Origin of the sequence: Paenibacillus sp. FSL K6-3182, from assembly GCF_037976325.1 — a bacterium.
Classification (GTDB): Bacteria; Bacillota; Bacilli; order Paenibacillales; family Paenibacillaceae; genus Pristimantibacillus.
On record NZ_CP150265.1, the window covers coordinates 6,558,631 to 6,573,342 of the forward strand.

General features: G+C 43.6%; 11 protein-coding genes. 2 read left to right on the top strand and 9 right to left on the bottom strand.

The annotated features are described in order from the left end of the window. Together apgM and MHH56_RS28805 are read right to left on the bottom strand one after the other, a co-directional pair. Complete coding sequence (gene apgM / locus MHH56_RS28800; RefSeq protein WP_339205050.1) at window positions 1–1,236, bottom strand: 2,3-bisphosphoglycerate-independent phosphoglycerate mutase; 1,236 nt, start codon at window positions 1,234–1,236, stop codon at window positions 1–3. 21 nt (window positions 1,237–1,257) lie between these two features. Beyond that, window positions 1,258–2,745: a DASS family sodium-coupled anion symporter gene (locus MHH56_RS28805; RefSeq protein ID WP_339205052.1), complete on the bottom strand. Its 1,488-nt coding sequence runs from the start codon at window positions 2,743–2,745 to the stop codon at window positions 1,258–1,260. Window positions 2,746–2,886: 141 nt separating this feature from the next. On the opposite strand from MHH56_RS28805, the gene MHH56_RS28810 reads away from it, so the two are divergent. Together MHH56_RS28810 and MHH56_RS28815 are read left to right on the top strand one after the other, a co-directional pair. Beyond that, window positions 2,887–3,777 carry a LysR family transcriptional regulator gene (locus MHH56_RS28810; RefSeq protein ID WP_339205053.1) on the top strand — a complete coding sequence of 297 codons (891 nt, stop codon included), beginning with the start codon at window positions 2,887–2,889 and terminating at the stop codon, window positions 3,775–3,777. A 136-nt stretch (window positions 3,778–3,913) separates the two neighbouring features. Then, window positions 3,914–5,269, top strand: a complete 1,356-nt coding sequence (locus MHH56_RS28815) for a dipeptidase (RefSeq protein WP_339205054.1) — start codon at window positions 3,914–3,916, stop codon at window positions 5,267–5,269. Window positions 5,270–5,671: 402 nt separating this feature from the next. On the opposite strand, the gene MHH56_RS28820 is transcribed toward MHH56_RS28815, so the two are convergent. The 7 genes from MHH56_RS28820 to MHH56_RS28850 all read right to left on the bottom strand — a co-directional run bounded on the left by MHH56_RS28820 (window position 5,672) and on the right by MHH56_RS28850 (window position 14,654). Then, window positions 5,672–6,124, bottom strand: a complete 453-nt coding sequence (locus tag MHH56_RS28820; protein WP_339205055.1) for a disulfide oxidoreductase — start codon at window positions 6,122–6,124, stop codon at window positions 5,672–5,674. 1,603 nt (window positions 6,125–7,727) lie between these two features. Beyond that, a complete protein-coding gene (locus tag MHH56_RS28825) occupies window positions 7,728–9,380 on the bottom strand; it encodes an extracellular solute-binding protein (protein ID WP_339205056.1) in 1,653 nt (550 codons plus the stop codon). A gap of 72 nt (window positions 9,381–9,452) precedes the next feature. Continuing rightward, on the bottom strand, window positions 9,453–10,355 hold the full coding sequence (locus MHH56_RS28830; protein ID WP_076267345.1) for a carbohydrate ABC transporter permease: 903 nt from the start codon (window positions 10,353–10,355) through the stop codon (window positions 9,453–9,455). 43 nt (window positions 10,356–10,398) lie between these two features. Continuing rightward, entirely contained in the window at window positions 10,399–11,262 is an 864-nt protein-coding gene (locus tag MHH56_RS28835) for an ABC transporter permease subunit (protein WP_339209762.1), read from the bottom strand. A 126-nt stretch (window positions 11,263–11,388) separates the two neighbouring features. Beyond that, a complete protein-coding gene (locus MHH56_RS28840; RefSeq protein WP_339205057.1) occupies window positions 11,389–12,273 on the bottom strand; it encodes a carbohydrate ABC transporter permease in 885 nt (294 codons plus the stop codon). A 55-nt stretch (window positions 12,274–12,328) separates the two neighbouring features. Continuing rightward, entirely contained in the window at window positions 12,329–13,201 is an 873-nt protein-coding gene (locus MHH56_RS28845; RefSeq protein WP_339205058.1) for a sugar ABC transporter permease, read from the bottom strand. A 94-nt stretch (window positions 13,202–13,295) separates the two neighbouring features. After that, entirely contained in the window at window positions 13,296–14,654 is a 1,359-nt protein-coding gene (locus MHH56_RS28850) for an extracellular solute-binding protein (protein WP_339205059.1), read from the bottom strand. Between the last annotated feature and the right edge of the window lie 58 nt (window positions 14,655–14,712).

The window sequence follows — 14,712 nt, forward strand, 5'->3', positions numbered from 1 at the left end:
CTAATTACCCTGCTTTTTCACTCGTCCAATTAATCCATGCAATGTTTGAATAAACCCATGTCCAGTTAGACGCCCTAATCCTCCATACGCACAATCTAATTCATTATATTGTTTGGTTCGATCTATTCGAATACTAGGTCCATTGATTAAAATAGGCACGGGATCGCCGGTATGCTCACCGATTTCACAAGGGGTAGAATGATCAGCCGCCACAGCCAAATATACATCTTCAGATATTCCCTGCGCTATAATCCCTACCATTTGATCAAACAATTCAATTGCTTTTGCTTTTTCAAACGGTTTATTATCATGCCCCTTAACGTCGGGTGCTTTTAGATGCACTAATACAAAATCATTTTCAGAAATTTCTTCAAGTGTCAGCTTAGCTTTTAGTACAATGTCCGTATCCATATTTCCTGTCATTCTACTATCTGTTACCGGTTTAAAGCCAGCCAATTTGGCAACGCCAAGGACGGTACTCTCTCCAGCAATACAGCTGCCCTTCATTTGAAGAGCATCGGTTATGGGATCAAGCTGAATCATCTGTCCAGCTCCTCGCGTGAGAATAAAATTAGCTGCTAATTCCCCTTGTTTCATACGCTCTACATTAATAGGATGATTGGATAAGATGACATGCGCTTTATGAAGAAACAAATTTAGAACCATCGCTGTTCGTTTGGACTCCGCCGAGGAATCAAGCGAGACTATAGTATGATATGGGCAGCCATCGTTTGGCGCTTTCGGATCTGAATCGCTGATTTGATCACTGAGCCCAGTTCCTCTTAATATAAGTACAGCACGATGCTCTGTAGCCGGTTTGAAATAAATGCTCACTCCCATTATTTCTAACCCGTTAATCGCGTCAGCAAGCTCTTCTGTTCCATTGCGTATCCTTCCTGCCCTGCGATCAACGACAATCCCGTTCTCATCCACTGCAGCAAAGTTGCACCTCAGCACGATATCGCCCGGAAGAACATCCATGTTAATTCCTAAAGCCTCAATTGGCCCGCGTCCCGGATAATGATGAGGTTGATAACCAAACAAAATTAGATGCCCCATATCAGTGCCTACTGGAATGCCAGGGCTAATCAAATCCATGATGCCTGTAACCCCCGCAGAAGCTAATCTATCTAGATTAGGTGTATCTGCATATTCCAATGGCGTTTTGTTTTCAAGCAAAGGATGTGGAAGATCTCCTATTCCATCTGCAATAGCTAATATAACTTTTCTGTTCAATATGGCTCCCTCCTGCTCTCTCTATATTCCGATTACTTTAAACCAAGTAAAGATTGCCAAGCTAATTACGCATGCTCCGACAAAACAAGTAACTACCGCATATTTCACTTGATCCAACACGGAGAAGTATCCTGTTCCAAAATAAATCGTATTTACCTTCGAATGCGGCGGAAGTGTAATGGTATAAGTCATGGTCATAGCTGCTGCTAATGCGAGAGGCACAGGGTCCATACCGAGCGTTTTTGCTAAAGCGATGAATGCTGGTATTAATATAGTGACCCTCACTGTTTTACTCGTAAATATAAGATGGCTGTACATGCTAAGGAATACGACAACGACATATACCCAAACATGATTCATGCTCTCCAATCCGAGCGCAGCGACTACTTTTCCAATAATCCATTCTGCGCCGCCGGATTTATCCAATGCATTACCTACTGCATAAGCACCTGCTGCAAAAATCATGAGCTCCCATTTGATGTTCGTTTCTTTCCAGGTCAACAAACCTACCCTTGGAAGCAAACAGAGAAGTGCTGCGAGTACAGCGGTCTGTTCTGTACTGAGTTCAAAGCCAAACCAAGCGTTATGGTAATCTCCTGTAGCCCATAATGCCACAGTAAGGAGGAATATCGTTACTGCCTTTTTCTCATCTAAAGAAAAGGAACCTAATTTTAGCAATTCATTTTTTAACGTCCCCCTCGCATGATCGAAGTGGGCTTCACTTTTGATGGAGAAGAGCTTTAAACCAATGAAGAACGTAATCATCATCGTAATAATTGCAGTTGGCATAGAGGCGAGAAGCCAATCCATATAACCAATATCGCCGCCCGCTTGTTCATTAATGAAACCAACAGCTATGATATTGCCAGAAGTAGCGGTCATAACACCCGAGGTAGCAAGCGCATCTGCTTGCACGCCTTGAAGCATCATTACTTTTCCAAGATTGCTCTCACCCGGCAGCGCTTTATACACCTCTAATAAAATCAAGCATATAGGCACCATGAGCGTAGCTCTTGCTGTAGTTGAAGGAACAAAAAAAGCTAAAATAAAATTAATAACGATTAATAAAAACAATGTCTTTTTTGGCGTTTTACCAAACTGCGTGACCATCCATAAGGATAAGCGTCTACCCAAATTTGATTTTATCATGGCGGAAGTGAGGATGAATGCGGAAACCATCAGCCAGATCACATCAAATCCTAACGTACCGAATGCCACTTCTTGATCTTCAACTGCTCCTACTAACGGAAGAAGCAAAATAGCGAGGATAGATGTTAAGTAAATAGGCAGCGGAGTCGTAATCCATAAAATCAATGCACCTGTAAATATTGCAATTGCTCTTTGGGCTTCTAAGCTCATGCCTTCCGGTGTAGGCATAAAGAACAAAAGCAGCCCCACAATAAGTGCAAGTGGAATACCAAATCTTTGCATTCCTTCTTCAAGCTTCCCTTTTTTCTTCATAGGCGGCTTTTTAGTCTCATTTTCTACATCTCGCGAGACTTCACTCATCTTGCATCCTCCTCAAACTAATAATGTTACCGTTTTCATTTTATAAAACCGGAAAATATAATACAATTTGATTAACTTTGAATAACCATAACGTTTTGTTATAGATTGATTTTAAATGATAAGTCGAAAGGTGTCGTGGAAATGAATATCAATAAACTTCAGACCTTTATTACGCTAACAGAATGCTTAAACTTTACAGAAGCAGCGGAAATTCTCTACTGCTCACAACCATCGGTAAGTATGCAAATTCAAAGTATAGAAGAAGAGCTTGGCGTTCCTCTATTTGATCGAATTGGCAAGAAGCTTTATTTGACGAAACAGGGAGAAAATTTCAAACCATACGCAGAGCAAATTATAAACCTGCTTCATACAGCCAAAGACCATATTAAGCAGCTGGAAGACTTATCATACGGAACTTTATCGTTTGGTGCGAGCAATTTTGTAGGCGTTTATTTGCTTCCTATGATCCTTAGAGGTTATACCAAAAAATTTCCGCAGATTAAAATAAACATGAACATTACAGCTTCAAATCACCTTGTTCATATGTTGGAATCCAACAAAGTAGAGTTTTTAATTATTTCTGATCGTATTGAAATCGATGAATCCCGTTTTCAGCGTAAAACCTTTTACGAGGATGAGCTTGTCTTAATTGTGAACCCCTTGCACCCGCTTGCCCATAAACAAGAGTGCACACTCGAAGATTTGGTCAACGAAACATTAATTATTAAACCCGATAAATCAGCAACACGCATTTACTTAGAGAAAAAATTTGCTGAGTACGGGCTTGAGTTTCCTACACAAATGGAAATTAGCAATTTAGAAGGAATTAAACAAGGGGTTATTCATGAGCTTGGGGTATCTATTGTTTCTAGCTTTGCTATCCAACAGGAGATCAAAAGCGGCTTATTGGTGAAGGTGAACATTAAAGGAGTAAAATTCAATAGAGGAATTAGTTATGTCTATCATAGGAATAAGCATCTTTCCCCTGCGGCCAAACAATTTATTTCTTTACTGGATACTAATTATTTATAAGCGCGGATAACAGATTGCTTTCCACTATTTTTGCAGCTTGCTGCCCGCAATACACGAATTAAATTTTGCAGCTGTTTTACTTATTCACTTGTAGACGTATACTTAGTCTATACCAAATGTAAGGAGCAACTATCCAATGAGCTATGAATCCTATTTTCAGAACCTAAGAGAACAACATTTGGATGAGCTGAAGCAGTTTTTGACGATCCCGAGTATTTCAGCTTTATCCACTCATAAAAATGACATGAACGAAGCAGCCAAATGGGTTGCAGCCAAATTAGAGAAGGCTGGTCTTGAGAATGTGGAGATCCATCCTACCGCTGGGCATCCCATCGTGTACGCCGAGCATATCCATGCACCAGGCAAACCGACAGTACTTATCTACGGCCATTATGATGTGCAGCCTGTAGATCCGCTTAACCTTTGGGAGACTCCTCCATTTGAGCCAACCATCCGCGATGGCAAATTATATGCTCGTGGTGCAACCGATGATAAAGGCCAGCTTTTCTTGCATGTAAAGGCGGTTGAGGCGCTTCTAAACCAAGAAAATGCGCTTCCAGTCAACGTTAAGTTTTGTATTGAAGGCGAGGAAGAAATTTCAAGCCCTAATCTGCCGGCCTTTATGGAGACGAATGCGGATAAGCTGAAGGCTGACGTCATTGTCATCTCAGATACATCGCTTCTTGAAAAAGGAAAACCAGCTATTTCTACTGGGCTGCGCGGACTGTGCTCCCTTGAAGTAACGATACTTACTGCCAATACCGATCTGCATTCGGGTTCATTCGGCGGCGGCGTTCCGAACGCCCTTCACGCCATGATTTCCTTGCTGAACTCGTTGCATGATGATCAAGGCAGAGTTTCAATCGAAGGTTTCTATGAAGGTGTGCCAGAGCTTTCCGCTTCTATGCGTGAAGAGTTCCTAAAGCAAAATCATAATGAAGAAGAATTAAGAAAAAATCTCGATCTTGACGCCTTGTACGGGGAAGAAGGATATTCCTTTGTTGAGCGAACAGGTGCAAGGCCAACTCTTGAACTAAATGGCGTTTATGGAGGGTTTCAAGGCGAAGGTTCGAAAACGGTCATTCCAAAAGAAGCTCACGCCAAAATCACTTGTCGTCTAGTTGGCGATCAGGACCCGGCTCAAATATTAGAGCGTATTGTAACTCATCTGGAATCGCATGTTCAGTCCGGTGCAAAGCTCATTATAAAACGCGGCGAAAAAGCTCGTGCCTTCGACATGGATCCATCCAATCCAATGCTCCAAAAGGCAGCCGATGCTTACGAAAAAGTATATGGCACTCGCGCGCTCTTCACGAAGGATGGCGGCTCGATTCCAATCGTCGAGACATTCTCCCGCGTATTAGGCGCTCCTGTCGTCATGATGGGCTTCGGGCTTCCAGACGAAAATCTGCATGCTCCTAATGAGCATTTCAACCTTGAGAACTTTGACAAGGGACTTCTGACGATTGTTGAGTTTTTGAAACAACTTTAAGCCGAGGCGTAAACGGAGCTGTTCTAAGCGTAGATTGATCTACGCTTGGAACAGCTCCTGCTTTTTTGATGGAGCTTAGGCAGAACGACGTCCTCCCCTTATCATCCATATAGATAACGAAACCAGTAGGTCTTAATTAAACCATTTGTTATGGATTAAAATTGTAACGAACTCCAGAATCTTTATTTTGAGAAAATTGACTCATGACACCCTATAAATCAACCTACAGTGCTAATACGGTTCGTTAAAATGAAAGAAAAGTAGTTTTCATCATAATAAGCATAATACAGTTCGTTAGAGAAATGATCTTGCGACGATATGCGCTTAGCTTTATAAACAATGGCAATAAAGGCAACTGTGCACTCAATTTTTTTGAGCTGCTCAGCTGCCTTTTTCTTAAAACTATGACTGTTTATTAAGCTTCTTCAAGCGAAGCAGCGCCGTCAAAATGATCAAAAACGCCACGAGAGCCAGCATTGGAATGGTAATAAATCCAAACCAGTTCAAATAGTCTCCCTGACAAGAAACGGGGCCGCATGCGGCAAGCGGAGAATCATGCGGCAGCTTTTGCAGCACCGTATGATAAAGCGAGAAGCCTCCACCAATTACAACTAAAGGCAGTGCGTACGATACGATGCCTTCATCTCCCTTAGAGTAGGCTATGCCTAGTATAAGTGCCAAAGGATACATGAATATTCGCTGGAACCAGCATAAGCTGCATGGTGCAAAATGCATAACCTCACTCAAATACAAGCTTCCCGCCGTCGCCAAAACTGCTGTAGCCCAAGCCACAAACAACCAAAATGATTTTTTCTTAGCCAAATCCTCTTCCACATCATTCGCCTCGGCTTCCATAGGTTCTATTACTTTTTTTCTATCTCCTATTCTCCCTCGATAGGGAGGGTAAAAACATGACTCGAAAGGGCTATTGCATATGAATTATATTTGTGAATTGTAAGCATCAATGCGTGCTTACAGCTTCATTTCGGCGTCGGCGAACGTGCAAACCACTGCTGTAAGAACCTATTTGCGCTTACAGCCACAAAAAGTAACCTCAGTTTGTCCGGTGTAAGAACGTATACGTGCTTACAGCTTCATTTCGGCGTTGGCGAACGTGCAAACCACTGCTGTAAGAACCTATGTGTGCTTACAGCCACAAAGTAACCTCAGTTTGTCCGGTGTAAGAACGCATACGTTCTTACAGCTTCATTCCGGCGTTGGTGAATGTGCGAAATACTGCTGTAATAACTTATTTGCGCTTACAGCCACAAAGTAACCTTAGTTTGTCCGCTGCAAGAACGTATGCGTGCTTACAGCTTCTTTTCGGCGTTGGAGAACGTGCGGACCACTGCTGTAGGAACCTATTTGCGCTTACAGCCACAAAGTAACCTCAGTTTGTCCGCTGTAAGAACGTATACGTTCTTACAGCTTCATTTCGGCGTCGGCGAACGTGCGAACCACAGATATAGGAACCTATTTGCGCTTACAGCCACAAAGTAACCTTAGTTGTCCAGTGTAAGAACGCATGCGTGCTTACAGCTTCTTTTCGGCGTCGGCGAACGTGCTAACCACTGCTGTAAGATCCTATGTGTGCTTACAGCTGCAAAGTAACCTCAGTTTGTCCGGTGTAAGAACATATACGTGCTTACAGCTTCTTTTCGGCGTAGACGAACGTGCGAAACACTGCTGTAAGAACCTATTTGCGCTTACAGCCACAAAGTAACCTCAGTTTGTCCGCTGTAAGAACGTATACGTGCTTATTGCTTCATTTTGGCGTTGGAGAACGTGCGAACCACTGCTGTAAGAACCTATGTGTGCTTACAGTCACAAAGTAACCTCAGTTTGTCCAGTTTAAGAACGTATGCGTGCTTACAGCTTCATTTCGGCGTTGGCGAACGTGCAAACCTCTGCTGTAAGAACCTATGTGTGCTTACAGCCACAAAGTAACCTCAGTTTGTCCGCTGTAAGAACGTATGCGTGCTTATTGCTTCATTTTGGCGTTGGAGAACGTGCGAACCACTGCTGTAGGAACCTATTTGCGCTTACAGCCACAAAGTAACCTCAGTTTGTCCGGTGTAAGAACATATACGTGCTTACAGCTTCTTTTCGGCGTCGGCGAACATGCGAACCACAGCTATAGGAACCTATTTGCGCTTACAGTCACAAAGTAACCTCAGTTTGTCCGCTGTAAGAACGTATACGTGCTTACAGCTTCTTTTCGGCATCGGCGAACGTGCGAACCACTGCTGTAAGAACCTATGTGTGCTTACAGTCACAAAGTAACCTCAGTTTGTCCAGTTTAAGAACGTATGCGTGCTTACAGCTTCATTTCGGCGTTGGCGAACGTACGAAATACTGTTGTAGAAACCCATTCGTGCTTACAACAACAAAAAGAAGGCCGCTCCTAGGTAGAATCCTACCTAGGAGCGGCCTTCCTGAGCTCGCTCATTTACAACAATTACTTGCCGTTAATCAAAGCAAGGTTTTCTTGCCATCTTGCAGTACGATACTCGTTTACTTTATCGAAGCCAAGCGAGGTTGTTGTCTTTTTCGCTTCCTCGATTAAGCTAAGCACCTCTGCATCGCTTTTCGCGAACAGAATTTTTCCGAAATACTCGTTAGCTGTTTCCGTCACTTGCTGATTAATAATTCCTTCATCCGTCTCTGGAGCCGGATCGATGTTGTTGAATTGCGTCATATTCATCGATGTTTTCCATGCAATGTTAAGCTGTGCCAACGAACCCCAGTTGCGTTGTTCTTCCGGCAGCGTTTGCTCGATCTTTTGCTTGCTCGTATCTACAAAGGTTGCATTTCCTGCCCATACATAGGCTTCCAGCTTATCTTTGTCCTTCTCTTCTTGCGGCGTGCTGAACCATTTGTCGTTCGGAATCGGTGCGCCATCCGCATCAAATTCATCCCAGTACAAGCCTTTTGGCCCGAAGAACATGATACGAGTGCCTTCCTCGCCCGTCATCCAATCCAAATACGCAAAAATACCTTCTGGATTTTTAGCGCTTGTTGTAATGACGTTAACGTTCCAGCCTAGTGCGTTATAACCGTTTGGATAAATTTTGTTTTTATCCAATCCTGATTTAGCAATTGGCCAAATAAATTCATAACCTGCATTTGGATCTTTTGCTTTTAATGCGTTATGGCCCTCGCGTCCCACATTAGTCGCATTGCCGCCAACAAATACAGCTACTCTGCCCGTTGCAAGCTTCTCTTTTACCTGATCATCCTTTTGAGTCATCGCATCCTGTGTCATAAGGCCTTCTCTAAACAGCTTGCTTGCGAACAGCATTGTTTCTTTCCAAGCTTCGTTGTTGTAGATCGTATCAAACTTATCCCCGTTAGGATATGCTTTCATGGAATGGAACGCACCGTTTGCACCCTCCTGGAAGCTAGGGAACATTACCTCAACGCCCGAGCCGTTGCCGCCTACCTCTAATGGAATCACGTCCGGATATTTATCTTTGACCTGCTTTAAGTAAGCATACAAATCATCGATTGTTTCAAGCTTCGGTGAGCCTAGGTCTGCGTAAATCTTCTTGTTCACAAACCAGCCGCCGTTGCCCGTAGGCGCTGCTGTATACCAGTTCGGGAATTGATAGATTTTGCCGTCGCTCGAGCGGAGCATGTTTAGCGTCTCTTCGCCCGCCCATTTCTTCAGGTTCGGATATTTGTCGATATAATCATCCAGCGGAACAAGTGCTCCAGCAGCTCTCAATCGTTCTACTTCAGGTCCTCGGTCCATCATAATTGCACCCGGAAGCTCCTTCGACGCAATCATCGTGCTCAGCTTTTGCGCTGCAGCGCCGCCGGATTGAATAGGCTCTACGGTTACTTTTAGATTATCTTGTACCCATTTACTATTCGGATTAGCACCCCACGGCTCCGTAGTCCACCAATCATAATGAACATAATAAGAAAAGTTTACCGGTGTTTCTCCCAAAACAAATCCATTGCTAGTCTCTGTTTTATTCGTGCCTTCCTTACCTGTATTGCCCGAATTGCTTGATTTTCCGCCGTCGTTACTGGAGCAGCCAGCTAGAAGCACAGTACCGGCAAGACCAGCGGTCATAAGCACAGTTAACAGCTTTTTTCCTTTCATGTTCGTAAACCTCCCAATTTTTAATATATATACTCATACCCAACACCAAAGCGCTAAGGTCGAATACCCACATTACTCCTTTAAGGAGCCGATCATTACGCCTTTTACGAAAAAACGCTGTACGAACGGATACACCAAAACGATAGGAATCGTCGCTACCATCATCGTAGCCATCGTTAAGGATTTGCTCGTCACACTCTGCATTCTGCTTAACGCATCTGAGGCAGCACCGCTTCCTTGTGAAGCGATCGAGAGCTGCTCGCTCATCGTGTTGGAGTTCATAATTTGCTGCAGTAAAGTTTGAATCGGATATAGCTTAGCGTCATTAATAAAAATCGTAGCTGTAAACCAGTCATTCCAGTGATAAACAGCCGTAAATAGTGAAAGCGTTGCCAAAACAGGCCCAGATAAAGGCAATACGATTTTGAAAAAGATCCCAAACGTACTGGCTCCATCGATCTTCGCAGATTCCTCTAGTCCATCAGGCAGCCCCATAAAGAAGGTACGGAATATAATCATATTCCACACGCTTACCGCTGTCGGAATGACCATAACCCAGAACGTATCCATTAAGCCAAGCTCGCGGTTCAGCAGGTAAAAGGGAATAAGTCCCCCGCTGAAATACATCGTAATAATCGCAAAGATCATATAATATTTTTTACCGATAACGCCTTTAACGGACAAGCCATAAGCGAAGATGGCCGTTAAGAAAATAGAGATCAACGTCCCGACAACGGTACGGGACACCGAGATTAGGAACGCATCAATAATCCGGTTATTTTGAAATACGATTCTATAATTATCAATCGTGAACACCCTTGGCCATAACGTTATTCCGCCTTTTGCCGTGTCGAGCCCTTCGTTAAAGGAGATCACCGCGGAGTTCCAGAACGGGTACAGCGTAGCGAGTCCAAGTAGCACTAGTAAAATATAAATCCAAACCTGCAATACTTTATCGCTGCTGCTCAGCTTCACTAGGCTTCACCACTTTTCTGAATATTGATAGAGGTTCGCTGAATTACCATAGGCTTGAACCTGCTCTCCTAGCCATGTAGTTTGCCATCGTCAGCAAGCCCACACTTATAATCGCTTTAAACAGACCAACTGCCGCCGCATATGAGAAGCGGTTATTAATAATACCTACCCGGTAAGCATACGTATCGATGACGTCCGCCACGTCTCGGAGCATTGCACTCCTGCCGAGCAAGAGCAAATCATCAAACCCTGCATTCAATAAACTTCCGATGTTCAGAATTAGAAAAATAATAATAACAGGAGTAATTGATGGAAGCGTTATCAAAAATATTTGTTTGAATTTGTTGGCACCATCAATAGAAGCCGCTTCATACAAGCTGGGATTCACGCCTGCGATAGCTGCTAGATAAACAATCGTTGCAAATCCGATTTCCTTCCACAAATTCGTCGTCACGATAATTCCCCAGAAATATTCGGGCAACGACAAGAAATTAATCGGCTTATCAATGAGTCCAAGCGCTTGCAGTGAAATATTTAAGCTGCCGTTATCCACGGACAATATGGAGATCGTAAAACCAGACACGATAACCCATGACAAGAAGTGAGGCAAATAACTGATCGTTTGAATGATTCTTTTAAAGGCCATGTTTCTTACTTCGTTTAGCATCAGAGCAAGCAGAATGGGAGCCGGAAAGTTAATGACCAGCTTAAGCAAGCTGATCACAATCGTATTCCGAATGACTCTATAAAAATCCGGCGAGTTAAAAAACATTTCGAAATGTTTAAAACCCGCCCATGTGCTGCCAAAAAAACCTTTAAATAAGCTGTAGTCCTGAAATGCCATCAAGACACCGTACATCGGAAAATAATTAAAAACGAGTATAAAGATCAGTGCTGGAAATATCATGAGCTGTACTTGCCATTGCGCCAGAAACCGCCGCCACAGCGGTTTCTCTCTTCGCGAGCTCTTTACTGCTGCATTTGCCGTAACAGGTGTTTGCACGCTACCTCAGCCTCCTTATACTCTCCTCATTTAACCCTTAACTGCACCAGCCGTAATTCCGCGTGACATTTGCTCTGTAAACAATAAATAGATAATAACTGTCGGCAAAGCGATGATGGTCATTACCGCGAACTGTGCGCCATAATTGGATGAGTACTGACCGGTAAACTTCATAATGGAAAATGGCAGCGTCTTGAAGGTTTCGGATGTTAGAAATGTATTGGCCATAATGAATTCATTCCACCAGCTGATGAAGTTCATAATACAAACCGTCGCAATGGCAGGTTTCGTCATCGGCATAATAATTCGGAAAATAACGCCATAGACCGAACAGCCGTCCATAACCGCCGACTCCTCTATGCTCTTCGGAATGGTTTCAAGAAAACCCGAAATAATGAGCAAGCTTATTGGCAGCGAAAAAGCAATGTAAGGTAGAATCAAGGACAAAGGATTATCAATGAGATTCAGCTTATCGAACAAAATAAAGTTCGGCAGCAAAGTCGCATGAATCGGTACGATCATACCGAGCATAATGAACGCCATCGCAGGACCGCGCAGCTTCCATTCCATCCGCGTGAACGCGTACCCGAGCATAAGCGCTAGAAATGCAGCAACCAAGATGGTTACGGTCGTAATAAAAACACTGTTTAATAGAAACTTTGGAACGCTCCCGTAATTGAATGCATTCACATAGTTATTCCATTCAAATGTTTTGGGCCACTTTAATATGCCGCTGCCAAAAAAATCTCCGCTCTTCAGAAAGGAATAATTGATGAGCCAAATGAGCGGAAAAATTTGCAGAAGCGCTACGACCCATAAAACGAGATGAAGAATGGCCTTTAATGCGGGCGATGCGGCGTCCTTCTTCTTGCCGTTTTTCGCTTGGCGATTGGTCTTAGCTGCAAGAGCTTCCACGGGCATGCCTCCTAAAATAATTCATATACCAAATGTCCATATACAAGGGTGAGTATTAAAACTCACCAACATCTTTTTTGAACGCTTTGTTCATCGCTACCGTAATAATGAGACAAATGATAACGAACACAACGGATATTGCGTTTCCATAGCCGTACAGCGACGAGGAAAACGCCGTTTTATAAAGGTAATTACCAATAAATTGCGTTGTATTGGCAGGTCCTCCGTTCGTCATGAGGAATACGGTTTCCATCTGCTTCAAGCAAGCCGTAACCGCGATGACGACTGCAACTCGAACCATTGGCGAGAGAAGTGGAATGATAACTCGCGTATACAGCTTTACTCTTCCAGCTCCATCAAGCTCTGCCGCCTCATATAGATCCTTTGGTATGCCTTGAAGCCCGGCGTAATAAAGCAGAAGCGCATAACCAAAGCCTTGCCACATGACCACAACGATAATGCACCAAATGGCAATATTTGAATCGCCCAACCAATCCTGTTTCCAGGTGCTTAGACCAACGCCTTCAAGCAATTTATTTAACATCCCAAAGTTCGGATGAAATACGCTTACCCACATTTTCGAAGTAACAACGATTGAAATAACTGCTGGTATAAAAAAGATAGCCCGAAACCATTTCTCTAGCTTTCCTGCATGCATCACAAATATGGAGAACAAAAGCGCAATCGGGTGTTGAATCAGAAGCGTAGCTGCAAGCAGCAGTAGGGCATTAAGCAATGAACGCCAAAAAACGCTGTCATGAAACAAAATCTTTTGGTAATTCTCGAGTCCAACGAACTCGTAAGCACCGATTCCTGTCCAATTCGTCGTACCGTAATATGCACTCATAATGATAGGAAAGCAAACCATGAAGAGAAACAGCATAAAACCCGGTGCGACTAGCCAAAAAATGGTGATGCGATTGCTCATCAGTTTGTGCATGGTTCTCCCCGCTCTCTCTTTGGTAGAAGGCGGGGCAGACCGAATGAATTCGGCTGCCCCATCAGCTAACTAACTCATTTGTTTACTTCAGAACACCAACAGCTGCGTCCATTTCTGTTAAGAACTGCTCAGGTGTAATTTGTTTTCCAAACAGCTTTTGGTGAGCTTCCATTACTTTTGTCTTGAATTCATCCGTACCGTTATCATGTACCGGTGTACCGCTGGAAGAAGTCATTGCGCTGAAAATGCCAACCAATTGTTTTTGAAGCGCTGTTTCGTTGCCTGTCAGGAATTGATCAAACTTCTGAGCCGGAGTGCCTGATCCTGTTTGCCATACTTGCTTCGCCCAGTTCTCAGGTTTGAAGAAATATTGCAAGAAAGCGACTGCTGCTTCAGGGTGCTTCGATGTTTTCGATACGGAGTAACCGCCGCCATACCATGCAGCTACATCTGTTGCTTTACCTTTATCAGAAGCCGGGTAAGAGATCGCTCCTACGTTATTGCGGAAATCTTCAGGGAAGTTCTCGTCTGTTGCAAGACCTGCTTCCCAGTTACCCATAACGAACATTGCCGCTTGGCCTTGCCCGAACAAGTTGCGGGAAGTGCCGTAATCTGCTGTCATGAAGCCGTCTGCAAGTGCTTTGTTCTCTGCCAGTGCAGCGATGTCTTGTGCTGCTGCAAGGAAGTCAGCGTCGCCTGAGAATTTAGCTTCACCCTTCAATACCGCATCCATTTTGTCAAAATTGCCTGTGTGGCGCTGTGCTGCATACTCAAACCAGATTGGCAGTGACCAGCCTTCCATTGCGTTCGTTGCAAGCGGGTTAATGCCTTTTGCTCTCAGCTGCTTGGATACTTCAAGCAATTCTGCCGTTGTTGTTGGAACCGTTAAGTTATTGTCGTCAAAAATTTTCTTGTTATAGTAGATAACCAAGAAATCTGTACCGCGCGGCAATCCGTATAGTTTGCCATCTTGGGAGAATCCATCTTTTGCACCTGGTACAAAGTTGCTGCTCTCAAAATCTGCTTCATTTAACTCAAGCAGCATGTTGTTATCAATCAAAGGTTTAATAAAAGAGGTTTGGCCCCACGCCTGGATAATGTCAGGTACTGCATCTGTTGATGCATATACTTTAATTTTCGCTTTATAAGGCTCATCTTGAAGCGCTTCTACTTCTATTTTCACATTTGGATTTTCTGCCATATAACTATCAATGATTGCTTGCTCGATTTTACCTGCTCCATTAGAGCGGTCAGCCAGCGCTGTGAAAAACTTAAGCGTTACCTGCTCCGGCTCCTTCTCTTTCGGCGCTTCCGTTTCTTTTGCTGCATTAGTTGGACTATTCGTCGCTTCGCTGCTTCCGTTTTTCCCATTATTGCCGGAGCATGCCGCTACTGTAAAAACCATCATTATTGCTACTAGCGAAATCCATATTTTTCTCATCGCTACCCCACCTTTTTTTATTTGAGCAGGCGTTCCCTGATCTGTCCCCATTATAACG

Bases quoted from the DNA above. Each gene is read 5' to 3' on its own strand.
- MHH56_RS28820 (WP_339205055.1), bottom strand. From the start codon at position 6,124: ATGGAAGCCGAGGCGAATGATGTGGAAGAGGATTTGGCTAAGAAAAAA.
- MHH56_RS28815 (WP_339205054.1), top strand. From the start codon at position 3,914: ATGAGCTATGAATCCTATTTTCAGAACCTAAGAGAACAACATTTGGAT.
- MHH56_RS28810 (WP_339205053.1), top strand. From the start codon at position 2,887: ATGAATATCAATAAACTTCAGACCTTTATTACGCTAACAGAATGCTTA.
- MHH56_RS28835 (WP_339209762.1), bottom strand. From the start codon at position 11,262: ATGATATTTCCAGCACTGATCTTTATACTCGTTTTTAATTATTTTCCG.
- MHH56_RS28825 (WP_339205056.1), bottom strand. From the start codon at position 9,380: ATGAAAGGAAAAAAGCTGTTAACTGTGCTTATGACCGCTGGTCTTGCC.
- MHH56_RS28845 (WP_339205058.1), bottom strand. From the start codon at position 13,201: ATGAGCAATCGCATCACCATTTTTTGGCTAGTCGCACCGGGTTTTATG.
- MHH56_RS28805 (WP_339205052.1), bottom strand. From the start codon at position 2,745: ATGAGTGAAGTCTCGCGAGATGTAGAAAATGAGACTAAAAAGCCGCCT.
- MHH56_RS28850 (WP_339205059.1), bottom strand. From the start codon at position 14,654: ATGAGAAAAATATGGATTTCGCTAGTAGCAATAATGATGGTTTTTACA.